At 54.4% G+C, this 24,650-nt stretch carries 28 protein-coding genes and 1 riboswitch; of the genes, 18 read left to right on the top strand and 10 right to left on the bottom strand.

All coding sequences use genetic code 11. From position 1 onward, the window contains the following. Nucleotides 1-36: 36 nt before the first annotated feature. From NIG5292_RS09820 to fabA, 3 genes are all read right to left on the bottom strand, one after another. The gene (locus tag NIG5292_RS09820; RefSeq protein ID WP_048599356.1) at nt 37-825 is read right to left on the bottom strand and encodes an enoyl-ACP reductase FabI; all 789 of its coding nucleotides are present in this window, start codon (nt 823-825) and stop codon (nt 37-39) included. A 132-nt stretch (nt 826-957) separates the two neighbouring features. Then, nucleotides 958-2,187, bottom strand: coding sequence for a beta-ketoacyl-ACP synthase I (gene fabB / locus NIG5292_RS09815; protein WP_048599355.1), 1,230 nt, complete (start codon nt 2,185-2,187; stop codon nt 958-960). A 176-nt stretch (nt 2,188-2,363) separates the two neighbouring features. Continuing rightward, the gene (gene fabA, locus NIG5292_RS09810; RefSeq protein WP_048599375.1) at nt 2,364-2,873 is read right to left on the bottom strand and encodes a bifunctional 3-hydroxydecanoyl-ACP dehydratase/trans-2-decenoyl-ACP isomerase; all 510 of its coding nucleotides are present in this window, start codon (nt 2,871-2,873) and stop codon (nt 2,364-2,366) included. A gap of 185 nt (nt 2,874-3,058) precedes the next feature. Between fabA and irr the strand changes: the two genes are divergently transcribed. Beyond that, complete coding sequence (irr, locus tag NIG5292_RS09805) at nt 3,059-3,484, top strand: Fur family transcriptional regulator Irr (protein ID WP_048599374.1); 426 nt, start codon at nt 3,059-3,061, stop codon at nt 3,482-3,484. A gap of 23 nt (nt 3,485-3,507) precedes the next feature. Here the strand turns inward: irr and NIG5292_RS09800 are convergent, their stop codons facing one another. Further along, nucleotides 3,508-4,377: a hypothetical protein gene (locus tag NIG5292_RS09800; protein ID WP_048599354.1), complete on the bottom strand. Its 870-nt coding sequence runs from the start codon at nt 4,375-4,377 to the stop codon at nt 3,508-3,510. Between the two features lie 137 nt (nt 4,378-4,514). Between NIG5292_RS09800 and miaB the strand changes: the two genes are divergently transcribed. The 3 genes from miaB to NIG5292_RS09785 all read left to right on the top strand — a co-directional run bounded on the left by miaB (nt 4,515) and on the right by NIG5292_RS09785 (nt 6,982). Next, a complete protein-coding gene (gene miaB / locus NIG5292_RS09795) occupies nt 4,515-5,843 on the top strand; it encodes a tRNA (N6-isopentenyl adenosine(37)-C2)-methylthiotransferase MiaB (protein WP_048599353.1) in 1,329 nt (442 codons plus the stop codon). Nucleotides 5,844-6,116: 273 nt separating this feature from the next. Then, complete coding sequence (locus NIG5292_RS09790; RefSeq protein WP_048599373.1) at nt 6,117-6,653, top strand: OmpA family protein; 537 nt, start codon at nt 6,117-6,119, stop codon at nt 6,651-6,653. 11 nt (nt 6,654-6,664) lie between these two features. Next, nucleotides 6,665-6,982, top strand: coding sequence for a hypothetical protein (locus NIG5292_RS09785; protein ID WP_048599352.1), 318 nt, complete (start codon nt 6,665-6,667; stop codon nt 6,980-6,982). Nucleotides 6,983-7,073: 91 nt separating this feature from the next. On the opposite strand, the gene NIG5292_RS14630 is transcribed toward NIG5292_RS09785, so the two are convergent. Together NIG5292_RS14630 and NIG5292_RS15140 are read right to left on the bottom strand one after the other, a co-directional pair. Further along, a complete protein-coding gene (locus tag NIG5292_RS14630; RefSeq protein WP_233488209.1) occupies nt 7,074-7,505 on the bottom strand; it encodes a thermonuclease family protein in 432 nt (143 codons plus the stop codon). Nucleotide 7,506: 1 nt separating this feature from the next. Beyond that, nucleotides 7,507-7,662 carry a hypothetical protein gene (locus NIG5292_RS15140; protein ID WP_233488208.1) on the bottom strand — a complete coding sequence of 52 codons (156 nt, stop codon included), beginning with the start codon at nt 7,660-7,662 and terminating at the stop codon, nt 7,507-7,509. A gap of 318 nt (nt 7,663-7,980) precedes the next feature. Here NIG5292_RS15140 and NIG5292_RS09775 point away from each other — a divergent pair, with 318 nt between their 5' ends. The 14 genes from NIG5292_RS09775 to NIG5292_RS09710 all read left to right on the top strand — a co-directional run bounded on the left by NIG5292_RS09775 (nt 7,981) and on the right by NIG5292_RS09710 (nt 21,555). Beyond that, nucleotides 7,981-9,054, top strand: coding sequence for a PhoH family protein (locus NIG5292_RS09775; RefSeq protein ID WP_370726547.1), 1,074 nt, complete (start codon nt 7,981-7,983; stop codon nt 9,052-9,054). After that, nucleotides 9,051-9,521 carry an rRNA maturation RNase YbeY gene (ybeY, locus tag NIG5292_RS09770; RefSeq protein ID WP_048599351.1) on the top strand — a complete coding sequence of 157 codons (471 nt, stop codon included), beginning with the start codon at nt 9,051-9,053 and terminating at the stop codon, nt 9,519-9,521. The genes NIG5292_RS09775 and ybeY overlap by 4 nt, the downstream gene beginning before the upstream one ends. A 46-nt stretch (nt 9,522-9,567) precedes the next feature. Further along, on the top strand, nt 9,568-10,530 hold the full coding sequence (locus NIG5292_RS09765; protein ID WP_048599350.1) for a transporter associated domain-containing protein: 963 nt from the start codon (nt 9,568-9,570) through the stop codon (nt 10,528-10,530). Then, nucleotides 10,527-12,131 carry an apolipoprotein N-acyltransferase gene (lnt, locus tag NIG5292_RS09760; protein WP_048599349.1) on the top strand — a complete coding sequence of 535 codons (1,605 nt, stop codon included), beginning with the start codon at nt 10,527-10,529 and terminating at the stop codon, nt 12,129-12,131. The genes NIG5292_RS09765 and lnt overlap by 4 nt, the downstream gene beginning before the upstream one ends. A 27-nt stretch (nt 12,132-12,158) precedes the next feature. Beyond that, a riboswitch (SAM-SAH riboswitch) is annotated at nt 12,159-12,208 on the top strand. Between the two features lie 6 nt (nt 12,209-12,214). Next, on the top strand, nt 12,215-13,396 hold the full coding sequence (metK, locus tag NIG5292_RS09755) for a methionine adenosyltransferase (protein ID WP_048599348.1): 1,182 nt from the start codon (nt 12,215-12,217) through the stop codon (nt 13,394-13,396). 78 nt (nt 13,397-13,474) lie between these two features. Further along, nucleotides 13,475-14,188, top strand: coding sequence for a tRNA (guanosine(46)-N7)-methyltransferase TrmB (gene trmB, locus NIG5292_RS09750; RefSeq protein ID WP_048599347.1), 714 nt, complete (start codon nt 13,475-13,477; stop codon nt 14,186-14,188). A gap of 124 nt (nt 14,189-14,312) precedes the next feature. Beyond that, nucleotides 14,313-15,662 (top strand): 3-phosphoshikimate 1-carboxyvinyltransferase, encoded by a 1,350-nt coding sequence (gene aroA / locus NIG5292_RS09745; protein WP_048599346.1) that lies wholly within the window; start codon nt 14,313-14,315, stop codon nt 15,660-15,662. Beyond that, nucleotides 15,659-16,270 (top strand): (d)CMP kinase, encoded by a 612-nt coding sequence (locus NIG5292_RS09740; RefSeq protein ID WP_048599345.1) that lies wholly within the window; start codon nt 15,659-15,661, stop codon nt 16,268-16,270. Before aroA ends, NIG5292_RS09740 begins: the two co-directional genes overlap by 4 nt. A gap of 90 nt (nt 16,271-16,360) precedes the next feature. After that, entirely contained in the window at nt 16,361-17,518 is a 1,158-nt protein-coding gene (locus tag NIG5292_RS09735; RefSeq protein ID WP_048599344.1) for a DUF2130 domain-containing protein, read from the top strand. A 127-nt stretch (nt 17,519-17,645) separates the two neighbouring features. Then, nucleotides 17,646-18,083, top strand: coding sequence for a hypothetical protein (locus tag NIG5292_RS09730; protein ID WP_048599343.1), 438 nt, complete (start codon nt 17,646-17,648; stop codon nt 18,081-18,083). A gap of 195 nt (nt 18,084-18,278) precedes the next feature. Then, on the top strand, nt 18,279-19,952 hold the full coding sequence (gene rpsA / locus NIG5292_RS09725; RefSeq protein WP_048599342.1) for a 30S ribosomal protein S1: 1,674 nt from the start codon (nt 18,279-18,281) through the stop codon (nt 19,950-19,952). A 274-nt stretch (nt 19,953-20,226) separates the two neighbouring features. After that, complete coding sequence (ihfB, locus tag NIG5292_RS09720) at nt 20,227-20,505, top strand: integration host factor subunit beta (RefSeq protein WP_048599341.1); 279 nt, start codon at nt 20,227-20,229, stop codon at nt 20,503-20,505. Between the two features lie 33 nt (nt 20,506-20,538). After that, nucleotides 20,539-20,898, top strand: a complete 360-nt coding sequence (locus NIG5292_RS09715) for a lipopolysaccharide assembly protein LapA domain-containing protein (RefSeq protein WP_048599340.1) — start codon at nt 20,539-20,541, stop codon at nt 20,896-20,898. A gap of 3 nt (nt 20,899-20,901) precedes the next feature. Further along, complete coding sequence (locus NIG5292_RS09710; RefSeq protein ID WP_048599339.1) at nt 20,902-21,555, top strand: phosphoribosylanthranilate isomerase; 654 nt, start codon at nt 20,902-20,904, stop codon at nt 21,553-21,555. 11 nt (nt 21,556-21,566) lie between these two features. Here the strand turns inward: NIG5292_RS09710 and NIG5292_RS09705 are convergent, their stop codons facing one another. The 4 genes from NIG5292_RS09705 to NIG5292_RS09690 all read right to left on the bottom strand — a co-directional run bounded on the left by NIG5292_RS09705 (nt 21,567) and on the right by NIG5292_RS09690 (nt 24,593). Next, complete coding sequence (locus NIG5292_RS09705) at nt 21,567-21,935, bottom strand: DUF2237 family protein (protein WP_048599338.1); 369 nt, start codon at nt 21,933-21,935, stop codon at nt 21,567-21,569. A gap of 10 nt (nt 21,936-21,945) precedes the next feature. Then, a complete protein-coding gene (locus NIG5292_RS09700) occupies nt 21,946-23,094 on the bottom strand; it encodes a serine hydrolase domain-containing protein (protein ID WP_048599337.1) in 1,149 nt (382 codons plus the stop codon). Between the two features lie 61 nt (nt 23,095-23,155). Beyond that, a complete protein-coding gene (gene pth, locus NIG5292_RS09695; protein WP_048599336.1) occupies nt 23,156-23,842 on the bottom strand; it encodes an aminoacyl-tRNA hydrolase in 687 nt (228 codons plus the stop codon). Nucleotides 23,843-23,957: 115 nt separating this feature from the next. Then, nucleotides 23,958-24,593 (bottom strand): 50S ribosomal protein L25/general stress protein Ctc, encoded by a 636-nt coding sequence (locus tag NIG5292_RS09690; protein WP_048599370.1) that lies wholly within the window; start codon nt 24,591-24,593, stop codon nt 23,958-23,960. Nucleotides 24,594-24,650 lie beyond the last annotated feature (57 nt).

The raw sequence follows: 24,650 nt of genomic DNA, 5'->3' as shown, positions 1-24,650 counted from the left end.
AGCGTCAAGCGTGTCTGTGACACGCTAGGTCGTGTGTTAAAGGTTTTCGGACTGCGGCATGCCCAGCACGTGGTAGCCGCCATCCACTCGGATGATCTCGCCGGTTGTGCACGCGCCTGCATCTGACGCCAGATACACGGCTGTGCCGCCCACGGCCTCTAGGGTTGCGTTTGAACGCAGCGGTGCGTTTGTCTCGGTCTGCCGGAAGGTCTTGCGCGCGCCGCCAATCGCCGCACCTGCTAAAGTTTTCATCGGGCCGGGACTGATTGCGTTTACGCGAATGCCGTCTGGGCCTAGATCATTGGCAAGATAGCGCGTTGCACTTTCAAGTGCCGCTTTGGCAACGCCCATCACGTTATAGAAAGGTGTAACGCGGTTGCTGCCTTGGTACGTCAAGGTCAGTACTGTGCCCCCGTTTGGCATCAACAAAGACGCGCGTTTTGCACAATCAATCAGAGAATAACAGCTGATTGCCATAGAGTTCTTGAAGTTGTCCCGTGAGGTGTCCGAGATGCGGCCCGTCAGCTCATTTTTGTCGGAATATGCAATGGCGTGCACCAAAAAGTCGATCGTGCCCCACTTGTCTTTGAGCGTTTCAAACGCTGCGTCCATCGAGGCGTCATCGGTGACGTCCACATCGACCATAATGTCCGAACCAACGCTTTCAGCCAGTGGCGCCAGACGCTTGCCAAAAGCTTCGCCTTGGTAGGAGAATGCCAATTCGGCGCCTGCGCGGTGCATTTCGCGGGCAATGCCCCAAGCGATTGAGCGCTCATTCGCGACACCCATGATCAGGCCGCGTTTACCTTGCAATGAATTGGTCATTTTTCTTCCTCATAGACTTACCAACTAAGTGACCCGTTTGGGCGCTTAGGTCAAGTTGACGCAGGGTTTTATGAGGAAGGGTTCGATGTGCGAGCAGCAGTTGAAGCACCCGCACATCTGGTTCGTAGGGGGTTAGTCCTGGAACTTACTCAACAGCATTGAGCCGTTAGTCCCACCAAAGCCGAACGAGTTTGTCATGACCGTATCAAGGCCAGCGTTGTCTACGCGCGCGGTTGCAATCTCTGCAGGGGCGAGCGCCGGATCAAGTGTTTCGACGTTGATTGATGGCGCGATAAAGTCGTCTTTCAGCATCAACAGGCAGTAGATCGCTTCTTGTGCGCCAGTTGCCCCTTGTGAGTGGCCAGTCATTGATTTGGTCGAGCTGATCACAGGTGTGCTGCCTTGTCCGAAAACGCGGCGCACTGCTTCTACTTCACCAACGTCACCGACAGGTGTCGATGTGCCGTGGGCATTGATGTAGCTGATCTTGCGGTCTTGCGGCAAAGTTTGCAGCGCCAAACGCATTGCCCGTTCGCCGCCCTCACCAGATGGCGCAACCATGTCAGCACCGTCGGATGTTGCGCCAAGGCCTGTGACTTCTGCATAGATCTTCGCACCGCGCGCTTTGGCGTGCTCAAGATCTTCAAGCACTACAATCGCGCCGCCCCCTGCAATGACAAACCCGTCACGGTCTGCGTCAAACGCCCGTGAGGCTTTCTCGGGCGTGTCGTTATATTTCGATGACATCGCGCCCATCGCATCAAAGAGGCACGACAGAGTCCAATCAAGTTCTTCGCCGCCGCCTGCAAACATGACGTCTTGCTTGCCCATCATGATTTGTTCTGCTGCGTTGCCGATACAGTGCAGGGAAGTGGAACATGCAGAGGTGATTGAGTAGTTGATACCCTTAATTTGGAACGCGGTTGCCAAATTCGCGCTGATTGTCGACCCCATACATTTTGGCACCGCGAATGGTCCGATACGTTTGGTTGCACCGCTTTTCAAAACAGTCTGATGTGCTGCCAGCATGGATGACGTTGAAGGGCCGCCAGAACCTGCAACCAAACCAGTGCGCGGGTTAACAACATCTTTTTCCTCAAGGCCTGAATCTGCGATCGCTTGGCTCATGGCGATGTGGGCGTATGCCGCGCCGGGGCCCATGAAACGCATGGCACGTTTGTCGATATGTTCCTTGGGGTCAATTTTCAGGGTGCCGGCGACTTGGCTGCGAAACCCGTGCTCGGCCATTTCCTCAGACGCAACAATTCCGCTTTTACCTGCTTTCAAAGCGGTAGTGACTTCCTCGGCTGAATTTCCGATGGGCGATACAATTCCCAGTCCTGTGACGACAACGCGGCGCATGAGCAGCTCCCTTTATTGGCTTTATGGATATGTATGGGAGAGCCGCTGGCGGGGCAAGAGGGGCGCTGACCAACAGCGGTATCGAAGCGTGCGCGTCAACGAAAAGTGCCGCTGTCTTTATGAAGCAGCGGCACCTTTATTTGTCTCATCGGTTTTGGGTGAACCCAATGTGATCCTTAGCTTTCGCTTAGTGCCACTTTCATGTCTTTGACTTGGTAAATCACTTCGCCGTCTGCCTCCACGATGCCGTCTGCAACGCCCATGGTTAGGCGGCGGGTTTGGATCGCCTTGGTGAAGTCAATTTTGTAGGTAAGTAATTTGCGGTCAGGACGCACCATGCCGGTCAGCTTCACTTCGCCAACGCCAAGCGCATAGCCGCGCCCCTGCCAGCCGCGCCAGCCAAGGTTAAAGCCCGTTAACTGCCACAGGCCGTCAAGGCCCAGACAGCCGGGCATGATGGGGTTTCCGGGAAAGTGACAATCGAAAAACCACAGGTCAGGGGTGATATCGAACTCTGCGGTGATGTGGCCTTTGCCGTGTGCGCCGCCGTCTGCAGAAACGTCCATGATCCGGTCCATCATCAGCATGGGTGGGGCTGGAAGTTGTGCATTACCTTCGCCAAATAGCTCCCCACGGGCGCATTTTAGCAGATCATCTTTGTCGAAGCTGGTGGGGAATTGGGACATGTTTTTCTCTTTCGTCACATTGCGTGGCTTGCTCATGTCATCTCTACCATTGCCGTAAAGTCAGGTGCAACCGTCTGGCCTACTGTGGGTAAAGAGCTGTGCAAATGCCCGTAAAGAAAAGCCATTTTTACGCATTCTTGCCTTTGCAGTTGAAAACGGCTCGCAAAATAGCATATATCAACAACATGAGTACTGAGACGCTTCTCCCAACCCAACGTGGCACTGACTGGCTTACCGCCGGTGGTGTGCGCCCAACGAAACAACGCGTTTCATTGGCGACATTGCTTGTGGGTGATGGGCAGAACCGCCACGTAACGGCCGAAGGGCTTTATGAGGCTGCGTCAAGATCGGGCGAGGGTGTTTCTCTTGCGACCGTTTACAACACTCTGGCCGCGTTTTGTGATGCGGGCCTGATGCGTGAGATTACGGTTGATGGGGCGAAAAGTTATTTCGACACCAACATGTCAGATCACCCGCATTTTTACTGGGAAGACACCGCGTCTTTGACGGATGCGCCAGCGGATCAGCTGGAAATTGCCAAACTGCCGGACTTGCCCGAAGGGGCTGAGATTGCGTCAGTTGATGTCGTCATCCGTCTGCGCCGCACTTAACTAGCTGTTAATTACCTGTTAAATTAGCACCACTGACCTGGCTCCATTAGTCCGAGGTCCAAAAGCTGTTGCGAGTGCCATTCAAACTGCACCGAATTACGCCACTGAAATGTTGAGATATCAAAAGACGAACCGGGGTTCCGCTTTAACGCCTTTGCTGTGCGAAAAGAGGCCACCACCGCAGTGATGTTGTTGTGCCAAGGACAGGCGTAGGTGTTGTATTCTTCATCGTTCAGTGTGTGATCCGTGCGCAGCTCAAGTCCTGACTTGGCACGAAACAGGCTGATCCGGTCAATCTTGCGGCGCTGCTCAGGGATGTGTTCCTCGAACCGCCACCGTACTCCACCAAAGAAATCAAGCTGCCTTTCTTTCGGCTCCCAATTGGCGTCGGGATCTTTGCGGGCCAGTGCGTAGTAACCTGATTTATCAAGGTGCGCGCGCTCAACGGAAACCGCATTGGGATGCGCGTCCAGATCGTCTGCATAGAGGTCAATCACATATGTCAGCATCGCATCGCGCCGTTCTTCGGCATGAAACTGTAGCATTTCCTTGACGCTACGGGTCTCGCAGAACGGGTAAAACAAGTATTCAGCGTTATGACAGTAATAAACCCATTGTCCGTTTGCGGCACCGATGACACGGTTTACGTGTGTGCAAACCGCCTCTGGTTCAATCGGGTCATAGGCAATGCGGTGCACCACCTCTTCATGGGCGGGATCGATTGCGATGTCATCCACCGCAAAGACCAAAACGGTGCCAAACCCAAGGCCAAGATGATGTTTGATCGTGCTATTCACTTCAACGCTGTCTTCCACAAAGATCAGCGCAATCGGCCCTTGGCGCAGCACATCTGCGCCTGAGGCGATGAAATCATCTAACGTATTGTGCCGCATAAGCTGTGAAATCCGTCAATAGTACCCGTTGACAGTGCTTCAATAGCGAACCATTTGCATGCCAGAACTACATTATATACATGGGCGCATGGGCGCGCATAGTGCTTTCCTCATCCCAACCAGCAAGGGTCCTTGTCATGGCTGACACCAAGAAGTTGTTTATCAAAACCTACGGCTGTCAAATGAACGTCTATGACAGTGAACGCATGGCTGAGGCGATGGGCTCCAAGGGCTACACAGAAGTGTCCAGCCCCGAAGAAGCAGACATGATTTTGCTCAACACTTGCCACATCCGCGAGAAGGCCGCTGAAAAGGTCTACTCCGAACTGGGCCGTCTCAAGACGCTGAAGACCGATAAGCCTGACCTGAAGATTGGTGTAGCGGGCTGTGTCGCTCAGGCTGAGGGTGAAGAGATCATGCGTCGCCAGCCCGCAGTTGATCTGGTTGTTGGGCCGCAGTCGTATCACCGCCTGCCCGAGATGGAGGAGAAAATTCAAACGGGCCGAAAGGCGCTCGACACGGATTTCCCTGAAGAAGATAAATTCGACCACCTCAAGTCGCGTCCCAAAGCCAAACGTGGCCCAACGGCGTTTCTAACGGTCCAAGAGGGCTGTGATAAATTCTGCGCGTTCTGCGTGGTGCCGTACACCCGCGGTGCCGAAGTCAGCCGCCCCGCGTCGCGCATCGTCACAGAAGCCCGTGATCTGGTAGAACGAGGTGTGCGCGAAATTACATTGCTGGGCCAAAACGTGAATGCGTACCACGGTGCGGCGGACGACGGTTTTGATACGTCACTGGCGCAACTTATCTGGCAGCTGGACAAAATTGACGGCTTGGAGCGCATCCGCTTCACCACTTCACACCCCAATGACATGACCGATGACCTGATCGAGGCACACGGTACATGCGATAAACTGATGCCGTATTTGCACTTGCCAGTGCAGTCAGGAAGCAACCGTATCCTCAAGGCGATGAACCGTAAACACACCGCCGAAGAGTACCTTAAGGTGATTGAGCGTATCCGCGCAGCGCGCCCTGACATTATGCTCTCTGGCGACTTTATCGTAGGCTTTCCGGGTGAAACGGATCAGGACTTCGAAGACACTATGTCCTTGATCCGCGCCACAAACTATGGCTCTGCGTTCAGCTTTAAGTACTCTACACGCCCCGGTACGCCAGCGGCAGAAAAGCCCCAGGTTGATGATGGGGTCGCAAGCGAGCGCCTTCAGCGCCTTCAGACACTGATTTCAGAGCAGCAACGCGCAGGTCAAGACAGTATGGTTGGTCGCAAAGTGAAAGTTCTTTTTGAAAAACGTGGCCGTCGCGAGGGGCAGTTGATCGGCAAGTCTGAGTATCTGCACGCCACCCATGCATTTGCCCCCGATCATCTGTTGGGCGAGGTGGCTGAAGTGCTGATCACCGCCTCTGAAACCAACTCGCTGACTGGAGAGCTTGTCTCGTCCTGAAGTGCGCGCAGGCCTTTTGTCATCGATATTTCATACGATGGCGCGTAAATCGGCAACAATAGGCTGTCCGCTTAGACATTGTTGCGTACTCACGCACAATATGTGGTAGTTTTTTCTTCACAAACTGCCCGAATTTGCTAGAGTTTTAGGTATTAACGGATTTTTGACACGCCGGCGTCAAAACTGATTTCCGTGTTTTTGAGTGAACACCGGTTACAACGGCAGAGGATACATCTCGTGGTGAATAGAGTGAAAAACATAGCGCAATCCGCTATCGCAACGGCTGCGGTCGCTGTGGCGGCGTTGGCGTTTCAGACAACTGATGCAGCTGCACAACAGCGCACAGTGGTAGGCGAGCGTTACGTACCAACAATCTGGGTTGACCCCGATGGCTGCGAGCATTGGGTGATGGATGACGGCGCGGAAGGCTTTATGACGCCTCACGTCACGCGCCAAGGCATTCCGGTGTGTAATCGCGGCAATACGTGCGGCGTTATCAACTCTGACCAACTTTTTGCCACCAACCGGTACCATGTCTCGAACGCAGGCCGCGCGCGTTTGGCGGAATTCTTCCGCGAAACCGGTGCGGCGGGCTACGTTATCACTGGCCACACAGATAGCCGTGCATCTGACGCCTATAACATGCGTCTGTCACTGAACCGCGCAAACGCGGTAGCCGCGGTGGGTCGCTCTGCAGGGGCCAATATTGTGGATGTACGCGGTTACGGGGAGCGCCAACCACGTGCATCAAATAAAACCCAAGCAGGCTTGGCGCAAAACCGCCGCGTCGAAATCATCTGTATCCGCTGAGGAGTGAGTAAATGAATATTGTTAAAACCATCGCTCTTGGGTCGGCGGGACTGCTTATGGCGGGCTGTGTGTCTGGCTTTGAGGGTGGACCTCGGGACGACAAAACCGTTGATGCAGGCTTTCGTGGCAACAAGGACCTAAGCCAGTTGCAGGCGGGTATCTGGGTTGATCCTACAGGCTGTGACCACTGGATCATCGATGACGGTATCGAAGGGTATTTGTCCGCGCGTTTGGACCCTGAAGGCAAGCCAGTTTGCTCAGGCGTTGCCCCACCCAACACAGCCATCGGTCCTTTCAAGGGCGCCGATGACGTATCTGATCCGCTCTGATCCGGCTGATCCTATCGACGTGTTTCTGAAACCCCTGCCAATTGGTGGGGGTTTTACTTTTAGCGCTACAACACTTTAGGGCGGCAGCCGTTCATTGTTCGCGCTTTTGCTTTGCTGCGGCTTTGCGTTCTTCATACCGTTGCCAAAGGAACATCTGACCGTTTTGTCGTGCGTTGGCCAACCATAGGCGTTTGCGCAGGCCTGGGCTTTCTAAGTGTGTGTAAACGCCGCCAGAGTGGCGTGGCCAGTCGATCGCGTGTCCTTGTCTGACCATTTCTGCGGACACATCTGTTCCGTCTGGTAGATAGCATTTTGCGACTGCTCGTCCGAAGTGATCAATTGCCGTGATTTCTGCTGTGATCCGCTGTCCCTTACATAATTCAAGAAGTTTCCATTTAGCCTTTTGGCCGTAGGGGTGATTGATCTCGGGGGCATCAACGCCAAACAATCTGATTTCCGTTTTCTGAATGCGCAGGCTGTCTCCGTCGATAATGTAGGCGGGGCCTTCTAGCTTTTTGCCCACCTCAGGATTTGATGACTTTGGAGGTGGGCGTGACGCCGTGGCGCTCGGAGCAGTAGTTTTTCGTGTAGGCCTGACCTGCTTCGGAATGGTACTTTGCCGCGGCCGTGCTGTTGATTGTGGCGGTGGGGTTTTGTGCCCCATCTGCGATGCAATCCACCAAACAACTGCACATAAAGCGATAAGCGCAAATATTTCCATAAACCTGTTCACCAATTAACACGGCTGTGCCGCTACCACTAAATACCTCGATACTATGTCGGCAAAACGTTGGTAGGTACAGACTTTGCTGGGAATGAGTGTTCGGCCGGGTCGTTGCGTCAAAACGTCTCTTATCTCTTCAGCACGCTGGTCGTCCGAAAAAATGTTATAATTCTGTAAAACAGGCTTTTGGTGGGTTGCATCCCCATTCCCGTGGGGACACGGTTGAAGCCACGTTCTGGCCAATCGCCACCGACACATCAAAAGGGAGACATGATTGCCTGTCGATACGCTGATACCTGAGACCGGATCTGCTTCAGATCAGGGTCCAGACACCACAGAGACGCTTCTCGAGTTTCCTGACAACCGCCTTTTGATTGACCTGTGCGGTGAATACGATCGCAATCTGAGCCACATTGAGAACGCGCTTTCGCTTCAGATTATCCGCCGTGGCAACCGTCTGGCGTTGATTGGTGACGTGGACACAAGTGCACGCGCGGCGCAGGTTTTGGGTGGGCTCTACATGCGGCTTGAAGCGGGCGGCGAAGTTGATATCGGTGAGATTGACGGCGCACTACGCCTGAGTGCGCCTGTTTTCGATCCTGCCAAAGACAGTGCTGAGGAAAAGCCTGCGACGGCCGCAGGCGGCATGACCGGCGCGCAAATCGAGATGTTTAAAGGTGGTGATGTTGAGATCACCACTCGCAAGAAACTGGTCAAACCGCGCACGCAGGCCCAGAAAAATTATGTGCGTGAGATTTTCAAAAATGAGTTGTGCTTTGGTATCGGTCCCGCCGGGACAGGCAAAACGTATCTGGCTGTCGCTGCTGCGGTGAACATGTTTGTTGGCGGTAAAGTGGATAAGATCATTCTGTCGCGCCCAGCCGTTGAGGCAGGTGAGCGTCTTGGCTTTTTACCCGGGGACATGAAAGACAAAGTCGATCCCTACATGCAGCCGCTCTATGATGCGTTGAATGATTTTTTGCCGTCCAAACAAGTTACAAAGCTGATCGAAGACAAAAAGATCGAGATCGCACCGCTTGCCTTCATGCGCGGTCGGACGTTGGCTAATGCGTTTGTTGTGCTGGACGAGGCGCAGAACGCCACATCCATGCAAATGAAGATGTTCCTGACCCGTCTGGGTGAAGGGTCACGAATGGTGATTACTGGCGATCGCACGCAGGTGGATTTGCCGCGTGGTGTTCAATCAGGGCTGCGTGACGCAGAACGTCTTTTGAACGGGATAAAGCACATCAGCTTCAACTATTTCACCGCCAAGGACGTCGTGCGTCACCACTTGGTCGCCAAAATTATTGAGGCGTATGACAAAGATGATCCGGCCAAAGGATGATCGATGTCGTTCTGGAAGACGCGCGCTGGGCGGGGCTTGAGGCGCTGGCTATTGCTGCCACTGACGCTACGCTGACCCATTTGTCGCTGGATCCTGCGTCTTATTTGGTGTGCGTGATGGGCTGTGATGATGCGCGGATTGCCGAGTTGAACGCCGAATTTCGCGAGAAACCGACCGCGACAAATGTGTTGTCATGGCCCGCCCAAGAGCTTTCCCCACCGCAAGCCCCAACACCTGATCCGTTCGAGGATGAGACAGAGTTGGGTGATATCGCGCTGGCATATGAGACATGCCATCGCGAGGCAGAGGAAGCCCAGCTTACCCCACAGGCGCATATTACCCATTTAATTGTGCATGGAACCCTTCATTTATTGGGGTATGATCACATTGAAGACACAGATGCAGAGTTGATGGAGGGTTTAGAAGTAGAAATCCTTGCAAAACTGGGCATCCCTAACCCATATTAGTTAAGTCCGAGGGCGACTGGCCCCTCACAAACACGATTGTGACACGATGAACGACAGTTCCGACGGCTCCTCTAGCGCAGCGCAACGCGCGCAGGCACTTGATGCCACACCGTCTAAATCCCCTTCCTCTGATGACACTAATGATGTCGCAGCGGAACTCCGCTCCACTGAGGCGCAACCTACCCTTGAGGCTGACGTGCCGGTGGCAAAATCTGACAGCTTTTTCGGCCGTATAATTGGCGCGCTTAGCCCTGCGGATGATACCCGTTCCGATGCGGGGGCAGGCGTAAATGCTGGCGCGCGCTCGACCCACGGGATGATCAACTTGCGCCGGTTGCAGTTGGATGACATTGCTATTCCGCGTGCAGATATTACTGGCGTGGCGCTTGATATCTCAAAAGATGATCTGGTCGAAGTTTTCCGTCATAGCGGCTTTACCCGCTTGCCCGTTTATGACGGCAATCTTGATGCGCCGGTCGGGTTGATCCACCTAAAAGACCTTGCCCTGCGTCACGGGTTTAACGGGTCCAAGAAGTTTGACCTAAAAGCGATGCTGCGCGAATTGATCTATGCCCCGCCCTCCATGCCGACGGGGGTTTTGCTGCAAAAGATGCAGGCCGAGCGCATTCATATGGCGCTTGTCATCGATGAATATGGCGGTGTGGACGGCTTGGTCACCATTGAGGACTTGATTGAGCAAGTCATCGGCGAGATCGAAGACGAGCACGATGTGGCAGATGCAGACATGTGGAGTCAGGAAACGGACGGTAGCTACCTCGCGCTGGCCAAAACGCCGCTTGATGAGTTTGAGCACCACATCAGCCAATCCCTGACGGATCACGAAGACATCGACGAAGAGGGCATCGATACCCTTGGTGGACTGGTCTTTATGTTGTCCGGTTCGGTGCCGGCGCGCGGCGAGGTGGTCAAACACCCTGCTGGACCAGAATTTGAAGTGATTGATGCAGACCCGCGCCGGATCAAACGCCTTAGGGTACGGGTGCCTTGATCCCAAAACTGCCCGTTTGGGTTTCAGCAATCGCAGGTGCGATTGTTGCCCTTGCTGGCGCCCCCTTTGGCATTATTGCTGCGGCTTTTGCGGGGGGTGTTTTGCACCTGTCGCAATCTGTTTATGACCGCAGCATATGTGCGGCGTCTCTGCGGAGCTGGCTGTTCGGCTTTGGATATTTCGCTGTCACATTACATTGGATTGTTGAACCGTTCTTGGTGGACGCTGCGCGGCACGGCTGGATGGCGCCGTTTGCCTTGGTGTTTTTATGCGGTGGCTTGGCGGTGTTTTGGGGCTTGGCACAGGGGGTGGCGTTTCTTGCTACGTCCGAAACTGTACCGGCTGACAGTCCTACTTTTCATTTCAAAACGATCTGGAAACGCGAACGCACATTGGCTTTGGGGCCGCGGGCTCATGCTCATTTTCTGATGAATTGGGCGTTTGCACTGGGTGGTGTTGAAGTGCTGCGCAGCTTTGCGTTTACGGGATTTCCTTGGGGTTTGTTGGGCTATATTTGGGTCGACACGCAGGCTTCAATGCTTGCCACTGTGGTTGGTCCCCATGGTCTCGGGCTCTTGAGCCTGTTCGCTGTTTGCGTCTTTGCATGGGCGGTGTTGAACCGCCATGTTCTGCCTGCCCGCGTGGGGTGGGGGACGATGATTGGGGTGCTAATCGTTGTGTTGGCTGGAATGCAGCCTATGCCACCTGCGCGAGCCAATGTTGGGTCCGCTGAAGTAGAGCAAACGCTGGTCCGGATTGTGCAGCCAAATGCGCCGCAATCCGAGAAGTGGCTGCCTGAGAAAGCGCGTGATTTTTTCGACCGAAGCGTCGCGCTGAGCGAAGCTGCACCTGAAAATGGCGGGCGCAGGCCCGATTTGATTGTCTGGCCCGAGACATCAATTCCCGTGTGGTTGGATGAGGCGGATGTTGCGATTGGTATGATTTCGCGTGCACTGCCACAAACACCGGTGATTGCGGGGCTGCAGCGCGCAGATCGCTTGCGGTTTTTTAATACTGCCGTTGTGATTGATGATGGTTACGTGACCGATTTTTATGACAAGGCGCAATTGGTCCCATTCGGAGAATATCTGCCTTTTGGTGGCTTGCTGTCTAAGCTTGGCATCTACGGGCTTGCTGCGAATGAGGGGGGCGGCTTTTCGCGCGGTATCGGAATGCGTACGCTACAGGTAGGTGACCTAGGTCGCGCGCAAATTTTGATTTGCTATGAGGGGATTTTCCCGCATTTGGCGGGGGCAACCAAAGAGCGCCCTGCATTTTTTGCACTGATCACTAATGATGGATGGTTTGGCAACTGGGCTGGTCCGCGCCAGCATTTGGTGCAAGCACAGTTTCGCAGTCTTGAGCAGGGCATTCCAATGCTACGCTCGGCCAATACGGGGATCAGTGCAATAATCGATGCCCGCGGACGCGTGACAGCACAACTTGGGATGAACCAAACAGGCTTTATCGATGCAGGTATGCCCGCTGCGCGAAAGGCCACACTTTATGCGCGTACGCGTGATTGGCCGATCATCGGCGTCTTCATGTTGTGGCTTATTGGCACGTCTGTGCTGGTGTGGCGGCGTTCGTCGTTGACGTGATGTGCCTAAAGGCATAGCGAAGACGCCATGCCTCACCAACGGCTTCCTGACGGTGTGGGCGGTATTCAACTGGAGCACGTTTCATGACACGATCTAATTACACATTTACCTCGGAGTCCGTTTCCGAGGGTCACCCGGATAAAGTCTGCGACCGGATTTCCGATGCAGTACTTGATGCCTTTTTGGCCGAGGAGCCTGAGGCGCGTGTCGCAGCAGAAACGTTCGCCACCACAAACCGCGTTGTGATCGGTGGCGAGGTTGGCTTGTCTGATCCCGACAAGCTGAAAGACTACATGGGTCGCATCGACGAGATTGCGCGCGCCTGTATCAAAGACATCGGTTATGAGCAGGACAAGTTTCATCACGAAACAGTTGAGATCACCAACCTGTTGCACGAGCAGTCGGCGCATATTGCCCAAGGCGTTGATGCCTCCGCGGACAAAGATGAAGGCGCTGGCGACCAAGGGATTATGTTTGGTTTCGCCACCCGCGAAACAGACGCGTTGATGCCTGCGCCTATCCAGTATTCGCACGCGATTTTGCGTCGCTTGGCCGAAGTGCGTAAAGACGGCACAGAGCCCACATTGGGGCCTGATGCTAAGTCACAGCTTTCTGTTGAATACCGCGACGGCGTGCCCGTTGGTGTGTCCTCAATCGTGTTGTCGACCCAGCACCTTGATGCCTCAATGAGCAGTGCCGACGTTCGCGCAGTTGTTGAGCCCTACATTCGTGAAGTACTCCCCGAGGGGTGGATATCCGCGGATACCGCTTGGCACGTGAACCCCACCGGCAAGTTTGTGATTGGCGGGCCTGATGGGGATGCGGGTTTGACAGGCCGCAAAATTATCGTGGACACCTACGGTGGTGCAGCCCCCCATGGTGGGGGTGCGTTCTCGGGTAAAGACCCGACCAAAGTAGACCGGTCAGCGGCTTACGCAGCGCGTTATCTGGCCAAAAATGTTGTGGCTTCTGGCATGGCTGCGAAATGCTCGATCCAGCTGAGCTACGCAATTGGCGTGGCTGAGCCACTATCGATCTATGCTGACACATTTGGCACCGGCGAAGTGGATGATGCGGCGATTGAAAAGGCGATCCGTGCAACGATGAGCCTGACACCGCGCGGTATTCGCGAACATCTGGGCCTGAACCGCCCGATCTATCAGCGCACAGCAGCCTATGGTCACTTCGGCCGTAGCCCCGAAGCGGACGGTGGATTTAGCTGGGAGCGCACGGATCTGGTGGATGCGCTGAAAGCAGCGGTCTAGTCTTCCGCGCAGAGTGTTACGTCCCGCGTGCGAACGGCTTGCTTGCCAAGTCTGCGCGCGGTGCGTAAACCGCCGATTATGACCGATACAACACACAAAAGCGGTGCGCCTTGGCGTAATTTTTATGGGCGTTTCAAGGGTAAGGGCCTGCGTTCTGCGCAAGAGCGTTATCTTGATGAGGACCTTGCGGCTTTGTCGCCCGGTGCTGTGTCTTGGGAGGATAATCCCGAGCGGACGCCTTTGGAGTTACCAAAGGTTTTTGGCGACAAAGATGTGTGGCTTGAAATTGGTTTTGGCGGCGGTGAGCATCTTGTACACCAAGCAGCAGAGAACCCGCAGGTCGGCATTATTGGCGCAGAGCCTTACATAAACGGCGTGGCGATGTTGCTTGGTAAAGTGCGTAAAGCAGGTGTTGAAAACCTTGCAATTTACCCCGGTGACGCCCGTCATTTGTTCGATGTGTTGCCAGACGCGAGTATTTCAAAAGCGTTTCTTCTTTATCCAGATCCATGGCCCAAAAAGCGGCACCATCGCCGCCGATTTGTCACGCAAGAACATCTTGAGCCTTTGGCGCGTGTGCTTAAACCCGGCGCTGAATTTCGTGTGGCGACAGATATTGCAGACTATGTTCGCCAAACCTTGGTCGAAGTTCCCAAGGCAGGTTTTGAGTGGTTGGCTGAAGCGCCTGCAGATTGGCGCACCCCGTGGGGTGACTGGATTTCGACGCGGTACGAGCAAAAGGCCATCCGTGAAGGTCGCCCCCAGCATTATCTGACGTTTCGCAAGATCTGACCTGGTGGAGTGAGTATTTCTGCCAAAGCGAAACTGGCTGATTTACCTAGCATTAGCCACGGGTTAGAACGAGACACCGACCAAGTGGTCACCCAACGAGCAGTCCCAAGAGAGAGCGCGCATTATGTCCAGCCACGGTGAGCCAATTCCAATGCAATCGAGCAAAGCAGGCCCGCTGCGCGGTGAGGCAAATGTACCGGGCGACAAGTCTATTTCGCATCGTGCTTTGATTTTTGGGGCGATGGCTGTGGGCGAGACAACAATCACCGGATTGCTTGAAGGCGAAGATGTGTTGGACACCGCAAAGGCAATGCAGGCGTTTGGTGCGACAGTGACCAATCATGGCGGCGGTAAATGGTCTGTGCGCGGTGTTGGTGTTGGCGGCTTTAGCGAGCCTGAGAATGTGATTGATTGCGGGAATTCCGGTACTGGTGTGCGCTTGATTATGGGGTGTATGGCCACCAGCGATATGTCTGTGACGTTCACAGGCGATGCCTCGTTACGCTCGCGGCCGATGGCCCGCGTGACGGACCCGATTGCGCTGTTTGGGGCGCAGTCTCACGGGCGCAGTGGTGGCCGCTTGCCGATGACAATTGTCGGTGCCGCCGATCCGGTGCCTGTAGAATATGTCACACCTGTTCCGTCTGCGCAGGTGAAGTCGGCTGTTTTATTGGCTGGGTTGAACGCGCCAGGCCAAACAGTTGTCATTGAGAAAGAAGCGACCCGTGATCATACAGAGCGGATGCTAAACGGTTTTGGCGCCAGCGTGATCACCGAGGAAGTTCCAGAAGGTCGCAAGATTACCCTGACGGGCCAGCCGGAATTAAAGCCGCAGGAAATTGTGGTGCCGCGTGACCCAAGCTCGGCCGCGTTTCCCGTGTGTGCCGCCCTGATCGTTGAGGGGTCTGATGTTCTGGTACCCAACATTGGTCTGAACCCAACACGTGCTGGCTTGTTTGAGACCCTGCGCGATATGGGCGCTGATTTAACGTATGAGAATTTGCGCACCGAGGGTGGTGAGCCTGTTGCCGATCTGCGTGCGAAATACTCGCCCAATATGAAGGGAATTGAGGTGCCAGCAGAACGCGCTGCGTCAATGATTGACGAATATCCGGTGCTGTCTGTTGTGGCGAGCTTTGCCAGTGGAAAGACGTTCATGCCGGGTGTGAAAGAGCTGCGTGTGAAGGAAAGCGACCGCATCGATGCAATGGCCCAAGGTCTTCGCGCGTGCGGTGTGCAAGTGGATGAGGGTGATGATTGGTGGGCAGTGCACGGTGGTGGCGCCGGTGGAAGCGCCAAAGGCGGTGCGACTGTTGAGAGCCGTTTGGACCACCGCATTGCGATGAGTTTCATGGTCCTTGGTATGGGCACGCCGGAGCCTGTCCGCGTTGATGATGGCGGCCCGATTGCCACAAGCTTCCCTATTTTTGAGGCGCTGATGAACGGCCTTGGTGCCAAAGTGGCGCGCGCGTGACCCTGACCGTTGCCATAGATGGACCAGCAGCCAGCGGGAAGGGTACGATTTCAAAACGTGTAGCCGCCGAGTTTGGTTTTGCCCATTTGGACACAGGCCTTTTGTACCGTGCCGTGGGGGCCAAAATGCTTGCGGGTGTTGAGCCGATTGAGGCCGCGCAAACTCTTGAAGCGGCTGATTTGACGCCAGAAAACCTGCGCACCGCAGAGGTGGCTCAGGCGGCGTCCAAGGTGGCGACGATTGAACAAGTACGGGCCGCTTTGGTTGATTTTCAACGTGCGTTTGCAGCGCGTGCGGGCGGTGCTGTTTTGGACGGTCGTGACATCGGCTCGGTGATTTGCCCCGATGCGCAGGTGAAATTATTCGTCACAGCCAGTGCCGAAGTCCGCGCCGAACGGCGGTATCTGGAGCTGGCGGGCAAGGGGCATGACGTGACCCGCGACGGAGTTCTGGCAGATGTGGTTGAGCGCGATCGCCGAGATAGCGAGCGTGCTGTTGCACCTATGAAGCCTGCAGAAGGTGCCGTGGTGATTGATACGTCCACGTTGGATATTGAGGCGGCTGTTGCGCGTGCGAGCCAATTTATCCGTGCGGCGTTAAAGACTTAAACCTCACTATTTATTTGTTATGCTCATCTTGTTGCCTGTGTTCAGAATGCGGGCACTACACTTGTGCGAGATAAACGGAGCCCGCGCCCAATGTCTGATTTGAAGATTACATGCCCCAAATGCAGCAGTGAAATTGAGCTGACCGAAAGTCTGGCAGGCCCCATGATGGCAGACATGAAGGCGCAATTTGCGGCTCAATTGGAGGCCAAGCGGCATGAGACGGAGCAAGCGGTTAAGGCTGCGGAACTGCGTGCCAAAGCGGCTGCAGAGCAAGCAGGCAAGCAGAACGCGCAAGAGCTGGCAGAGCGGCTGGCGGACCGAGAGGCAAAGCTGACCGAAGCACAGGCTGCGCAAGCAGCGGCCATGAAGCGTGAGCGCGAGTTGGCGGATAAAGAGGCTGAAATTGAGCTGACCATTCAAAAGCAGCTGGCGGTTGAGCGTGAGACTTTACGTACCAAACTGGCAGTTGAGGCCGAACAGAAAGCGGCTTTGCGCATTAGTGAGCAGAGCCAAACGATTGAGGGGCTGACCCGTAAGATCGAAGAGCTGCAACAGCGAGCGACCCAAGGCAGTATGCAGACCCAAGGCGAAGCAGCCGAGCTGGTTTTGGAAGAAACGCTGGGTACGGCATTCCCGTTAGACGTGTTGGAGCCCGTTGGTAAAGGTGTCAGCGGGGCTGACGTTGCCCAAGTGGTTGGTGATGGCCGCGGCGGTGAAGCCGGTACAATTCTCTGGGAGAGCAAGCGGACCAAAAATTGGTCGCCTGCGTGGCTGGCTAAGTTGCGGGAGGATCAGCGCAAGGCCGGTGCGCATATTGCCGTGTTGGTGTCCACCGCATTGCCAGATGGTGTGCAAAGCTTTGATCTGATTGATGGTATCTGGGTCTGTGGTCCCAGTTTTGCGGTGCCGCTTGCCCGGTCTTTGCGGCAGGGGTTGTTAGATGTGTCCACAGCAAAAGGCCTTAAGGTTGGGCAGCAAAGCAAGATGGAGCTTGTTTATGACTATCTGACAGGGACGCAGTTCAAGCAGCGGATTGAAGCAGTGCACGAGCGGTTCTCGGTGATGGAGGACGCGCTACGCAAAGAGCGGATATTCATGGAGAAGCAATGGGCGCTTCGACAAAAACAACTAGAGCTTGTGCAAAGCTCAATGCTTGGAGTTGGCGCAGACCTGAAAGCGATTGCCGGTGCATCCATGCCAGAGATTGATGGCTTGGATATGGAGGTTATTGGAAATAACGCTACGTAAACAACCTTTGGTTGAAAATCTTTAGTTTCAAACTGCTATCATAGGGTGCCTTAACCTTGACGCTCGCGCCAAGCAGAGTGGGCGGGCAGCACTAATTAGTTCACTGCCTATCAAAACGAGATGCCCAATGGATGCTTTTATGCGCGGCTTTTGTGCTGCCCTCTACTCTGGCGATGCCTGTACGGCCGCTGACTTCCTTAAATTGCCTAATGCGATGTTTCACAATGGCGCGATGCGGGTGAACAACTCGCATGCTGAAACGCGCAATATGATCGAAACGTTCCAAGCGGCTTACGCGAAATTGGGGCCGTTTCGTCATGACGCACAGATATTTCACCAAGCTGCTGAAACAGACACGCGGACCGCGGTTTCTCTTGAGACAGACTTTTTTGCACCCGATGATACAGCCTTGGGCAAGGCGAAATGTGAATTCTGGGTCGAGCAAACAACGCTGGGGCCGAAAATTGCGATGCTTGAGATCGTCGCCTCATTGCTACCCACGGATGTCATCGAAGATCAGCTCTTTGGTGCGCACGGGAAGCCAGGGCAAGCAGCCCTTGATTAGCAAGGGAATCTTGCTTATACGCGCGCTTGTTAAAGCGTCGGAACAGATGCGGACATGAGATTTGAGCAGGGTCGGTTTGTACCGGCCCTGATGTTTTCGTGGGCCAGCTGTTTTGAGGATTTGGCCAAATTCATCCAAAGACCGGCGGAGACAACCGCACGGCCAGAAAACTTTTAAAAAGGACGTTAACGCCACATGGCTAACACAATGGAAGAGTTTGAAGCACTCTTGAACGAAAGCTTCGAGATGGACACTCCCGATGAGGGAACAGTCGTAAAAGGTAAGGTCATCGCGATTGAAGCAGGCCAAGCCATCATCGACGTAGGCTACAAAATGGAAGGCCGCGTTGAACTTAAAGAATTCGCAAACCCAGGCGAAGCTCCCGAAATCGCAGTTGGCGACGAAGTAGAAGTCTTCTTGCGCTCTGCTGAGAACGCCCGTGGCGAAGCAGTTATCTCACGCGAGATGGCCCGCCGCGAAGAAGCATGGGACCGTCTGGAAAAAGCATACGCAGCAGAAGAGCGCGTCGAAGGTGCTATCTTTGGTCGCGTCAAAGGCGGCTTCACTGTGGACCTTGGCGGCGCAGTTGCGTTCTTGCCAGGCTCACAAGTTGACGTACGCCCCGTACGTGATGCTGGCCCGTTGATGGGTCTCAAGCAGCCGTTCCAAATTCTCAAGATGGACCGCCGCCGTGGTAACATCGTTGTATCGCGCCGTGCGATCCTCGAAGAATCACGTGCCGAACAGCGTGCTGAAGTCATCGGTAACTTGGCTGAAGGCCAAACTGTTGACGGTGTGGTCAAGAACATCACCGAATACGGTGCGTTCGTTGATCTGGGCGGTGTTGACGGTCTGTTGCACGTTACTGACATGGCATGGCGCCGCGTTAACCACCCGTCAGAAATCCTGACGATTGGCGAAACGATCAAAGTTCAGGTCATCAAGATCAACAAAGAAACACACCGCATCAGCCTCGGCATGAAGCAGTTGCAAGAAGACCCATGGGATATCGTTGCGGCGAAATACCCACTGGATTCTGTGCACACTGGTCGCGTTACCAACATCACGGACTACGGTTCGTTTGTTGAGCTGGAGCCAGGTGTTGAAGGTCTCGTTCACGTGTCTGAAATGTCTTGGACCAAAAAGAACGTACACCCAGGCAAAATCGTTTCCACCAGCCAAGAAGTCGAAGTCATGGTTCTGGAAATCGACGGTGCAAAACGCCGTGTGTCACTTGGCCTCAAGCAAACACAGCGCAACCCATGGGAAGTATTTGCTGAGCAATTCCCAGTTGGCACAGAAGTCGAAGGCGACGTCAAAAACATCACCGAATTCGGTCTGTTCATCGGTCTCGAAGGCGACATCGACGGCATGGTTCACTTGTCAGATTTGACATGGGAAGGCCGCGGCGAAGACGTGATTGGCGATTACCAAAAAGGCGACACAGTTCAGGCTGTTGTTACTGAAGTCGACGTTGAGAAAGAGCGCATCAGCTTGTCTGTAAAAGCGCTTGGCGGTGACAAATTCGCGGAAGCAGTTGGCGGCGTATCACGCGGTGCAGTTGTAACTGTTGAAGTGACCTCCATCGAAGACGGCGGCATCGAAGTGACTTACGAAGGTATGAAAGCCTTTATCCGTCGCTCTGATCTGTCACGTGACCGTGCCGAGCAACGTCCAGAGCGCTTCAGCGTTGGTGACAAAGTTGACGCACGCGTAACAAACATGGATGCGAAAACACGTCGCTTGGGTCTGTCGATCAAAGCACGCGAGATTGCCGAAGAAAAAGAAGCAGTTGAGCAGTACGGTTCTTCGGATTCCGGTGCATCGCTTGGCGATATCTTGGGCGCAGCGCTTAAGTCTGACGACTAATCCGCCGCTTCTAATTTGCTAGTAAAGGCCCCGCGTGATGATCATGCGGGGCCTTTTTTGTCTCGAATCGGGGAACTACTGATTTGCGGTGGTGATTGGGTTTGAGCCAAGCTGATCCGAAATACGTGCCTTCTTTTGTCGTTTGGTGCGTAAAAACCTGTCAAATTTAACCTAAATTGCATGCTTGATGCTGCAACGGCTTGTTTTCTAGTGATTTTCTCCGCCTAATGTTCAAACGTTTAGGCGTGAGTAAGTAGACTAAGGGGGCCGCGACATGATCCGGAGCGAACTGATCCAAAAGATTGCTGATGAAAATCCGCACCTTTACCAGCGCGACGTTGAGAAAATCGTGAATACGATCTTTGAAGAAATCATTGATGCCATGTCTCGGGGTGACCGAGTTGAGCTGCGTGGTTTTGGGGCGTTTTCCGTCAAGAAACGCGATGCACGCCAAGGCCGAAACCCGCGTACGGGCGAGGCTGTTTCGGTTGACGAAAAGCACGTTCCGTTCTTTAAGACCGGTAAGCTGTTGCGTGAGCGTTTGAACGACTAACCGCGGCGCTGTTGCAGAGTTAAGGAGCAAAGTATGCGCTACATTCGGTATGGCATTATTGGTTCGATCGCGGTTGTGTTGATTGTGGTCGCCCTTGCGAACCGAGGTGTGGTGACATTGCGCATTCTGCCACAAGAACTGGCCGAATTAATCGGTGTACCGCTATTGGCGCGCTCAGTTGATCTCCCCCTATTTCTTGTGATTTTTGGTGGTATTGCAGCCGGCGTTTTGCTGGGTTTTGTGTGGGAGTGGATGCGCGAGCATAAGATCCGCGCAGCCAAAGCCACGACGGAACGCGAGCTGAAGTCTCTTGAGCGTGAAGTGCGCCGCCTAAAAGGGAAACAAAACGAGGGCAAAGATGAGGTCCTCGCATTGCTTGATGATGCCAGCTAACCGATGGCACCTTTGATCCGAACAAAATTTTGCGGTTTAAGCCGCCCCGAAGACGTTACTGCTGCGGCCGATGCTGGTGCGGCGTATGTTGGCTTTGTCTTTTTCCCCAAAAGCCCCCGCAACGTGAGCATTGAACAAGCCGCAGCTTTGGCCGTTACGGTGCCCGTTGGGATTGCGAAGGTTGCCTTGGTTGTAAACGCGAGTGATGCTGAGCTGGACGCAATTGTTGAGGCTGTGCCCTTGGATATGCTGCAGCTGCACGGCGCGGAGAGTGTCGAGCGGGTGCGCGAAGTACGCACACGCTACGGCCTGCCGGTTATGAAAGCTGTTGGCGTGGCGGATGCGGATGATCTGCCTGCGCTAGATGCCTATGCGATGGCCGCTGATCAGCTTTTGATTGATGCTAAGCCACCCAAAAACGCCGACCTACCCGGTGGTAACGGTCTCTCGTTTGATTGGCGTTTGATTGCGGGTAAATCTTGGCCCGTACCGTGGATGCTGGCCGGTGGGCTGACCCCGGATAACGCGGCTGAGGCCGTGGCCATGACAGGCGCGCGTCAGCTAGATGTATCCTCAGGGGTTGAGGCAAGTGTTGGCGTTAAAGACAGCGAGCTAATGACGGCCTTTGCTGAGGCCGCCAACGGCGGAATATCCTGAAGCTACGCGTGTCAGACAGCGTTCTCTTCCAATACCTCTATAGGAACGATTTTCAACGCGCGCTGATGGGTCGCCTCAAGATGGACTTTGGGAGCGCAACCTTCGTGGTGGGCTTGCAAAAAGCGCGTCGCGCATAGGCACCAACTGTCACCTGCTTTCAAGCCCACGAACCCGTATTGCGGGCGCGGAGTGCTAAGATCGTTCCCGACGTATTTGGAAAAGGCGAGGAATTCGTCAGTCATGACTGCGCAGACTGTGTGGCTGCCTTGATCGGCGTCACAGGTGTTGCAAAAGCCATCGCGGAAAAAGCCAGTCACGGGGTCGGTGCCGCAGATCACCAGTTCGGTTCCGCGCACGTTGATGCTATCGTCTTTTTGCATGAAGCGCCTCTTATTGGGTGGCCAACTGCCGGAGCACGGCCATGTTTCGATCAAACACACCTTCTTCACGAAAACCGCGGTGCGCGCCGTTCAGCGCGATCACGGTTTGTGTGTTACGGTTGATGTAGATGTATTGACCGTAAATGCCACGAGCCATGAATTCACCTTCTTGGGCGTCGGCGGGGATCCACCATTGATAGCCGTATTGAATGGCGCCAGCTTTTGTCTTGGCAAGCGGCATAGTTGATTGGCGCAGCCACTCCGCCGGTACAATTTGGTGTCCGTTGTATCTGCCATCCTGCAATACCATCTGGCCAAAGCGTGCGTAGTCCCGTGTGCGCATGTTCAGACCGCCTAATACAAACGCAGTCCCATAGCCGTCAGTGACATAATAAGGCGACGCCTCAAGCCCGAGTGGGGCAATAACTTTTTCTGACAGCAGGACAGGGATGCTTTTGCCAGTTGCGCCGCGCAGGACCATCCCCAAAACATGGGTGTCGATGCTGACGTACTGCCAAGCACTACCGGCGGGTTGGAAGGTTTCTGTTAGATCAGCGGTGAACGCATCCATTGACCGGCCCAACGCCAAAACACGGCCCATTTTGTTGATGTCGCTCGACGGGTCGAGGTAGTCCTCATCAAAAGTCACGCCACTTGACATCAACAGCACATCTTCGATGCTGGCCCCCGCATAGGCACTGTCCATAAGGGAAGGTGCATATTTAGTGACGGGATCATCGATACTGTCGATCGCGCCTTCATCAAGTGCGATGCCCATAAGCACAGATATGAACGACTTAGCCACGGACCAGCTGATCCGTCGATCTTCTGCGGTGGTGTCTCTGTAGTAACTTTCGTGGCGCAGCTTGCCGTTTTGCAGCACGACTATCGCGGTAACATCCGCCTGCTCGACCCAGTCTTGTTGCTCAGGTGTTAGCCTTAAAGGCGCACCTTTGGGCAACTCCGATACTGGGCCATCACCACGTGAAACCTCTTCGTGCAAAAAGGCAGCGTCCATGTTGGAAAAGTTGTGTGTAATCCGGTCCGCATCAAACAGCGAATTAACAGCCAGCAAGCGCGCGATGCGGTCTTGATGATAAAGTGCAACCGCGCCCACCCCGAGCCAAACAACAATCACGATGCGGATAAATCGTTTCATAAGCAGCGCCCTCCCAAACTCCGTTTATCCACCAAGCGTAACCGCAACAGGCCGTGTGCTGCTAGCGGAACTTGTCCATCAGCTTTTGCATTGCCGTACGGTCATCTTCCTTTGGGGGTGTTGGCTCGGCGGCAGAGGCGATTTTGGCATTTGGGCCTTTGGTGCCGGTCGATGGTCGGGCGGGGGCCGCGCGTAAGGCCACGGCGTTTAGAAATTTCGCGGTGTCGCCTTCAGCAAGATGTGCAGCCCCGTCACCGATGCCGCGCAGCACGTCATCAAGCCAGTTTTGGTCTGCCTTTGCGAAGTCGTTCAAGACATAAGAGGGCACTTTGTCTTTGTGCCCGGGATGCCCCACACCAAGCCGCACACGGTCGTAGTTGGGAGAAATATGCGCATGGATTGAGCGCAGACCATTATGGCCAGCATGGCCGCCGCCCGTTTTGACGCGTACTTTAGCAGGGGCGAGGTCAATTTCGTCATGAAAGACGATCACGTCCGTGCTGTCGAGTTTGTAAAAGTCTAGCGCCGCACGCAACGATTGTCCTGAGTTGTTCATGAATGTCTCAGGTTTAAGAAGCAGAACCTTCTCTCTGCCCAACCGACCCTCACTGATCTGGCCCTGAAACTTTGCTTTCCATGGACCAAAGCCGTGGTCCGAAGCGATCTGCTCAAGCGCCATGAAGCCAATGTTGTGGCGGTTCTTGGCATATTTCTGCCCAGGGTTTCCGAGGCCTGCAAAGAGTTTCATAAGGGGCGCCTTTGATCACTGTTGTTGCGCTGTTTTAGCCCAAGCTCTGCACAAAACAAAAGGGCCACGCAGTAATTGCATGGCCCTTCGTGTAGGTTCGCAAGAGCGCTGCAGATTATTCTGCTGCTGCCTCTTCGCCTTCTTCGCCGCCTTCAGCATCGTCATCGGAAGATGAAGCAAGACCGGATGGCGCTTGGATGTTTGCAATCACAAAGTCACGGTCGATTGTTGCTTTGCAACCTTCTGGCAGAGTGATCTGCGAGATTGTCAGCGTATCGCCAATTTCCATGTTGCTGATGTCTGCAGTGATGCTCTCAGGGATATCACCAGCAGTAACAACCAGTTCAACTTCAGGGCGCACAACTGTAAGCACGCCACCTTTTTTGATGCCTTTACATGTGTCTTCGTTTTCGAATTTCACTGGGATGTAGAGAGCAATCTTTGTGGTACGCTTAAGACGCATGAAGTCGACGTGTGTCGGCAGGTCTTTGATAACGTCACGCTGTACGTCACGGCAGATAACGCGAACGTCTTCTTGGCCTTCGCACTTGAGGTTGAAAAGCGTCGACTTAAAGCGACCGGCTTTCAACTTCTTCAACAGCTCGTTGAATGGGATTTGAATTGCAACTGGGTCTGTGTCGCCGCCGAAAACGATGCCCGGAACCAAACCTGCACGACGTGCAGCGCGAGCGGCCCCCTTGCCTGTCCCCGCGCGGTTCTGGACGATAAGATCTGGGATCTGACCTGCCATGATATTTCTCCAATAAATAAAGGGGCCCGCCTCCAAGGGTGCGGTGCCCGATGAAGT

It is taken from the genome of Nereida ignava (assembly GCF_001049735.1).
GTDB lineage: Bacteria > Pseudomonadota > Alphaproteobacteria > Rhodobacterales > Rhodobacteraceae > Nereida > Nereida ignava.
Note: the sequence above shows the minus strand (reverse complement) of the source record. Positions and strands in the feature narration are given on the sequence as shown.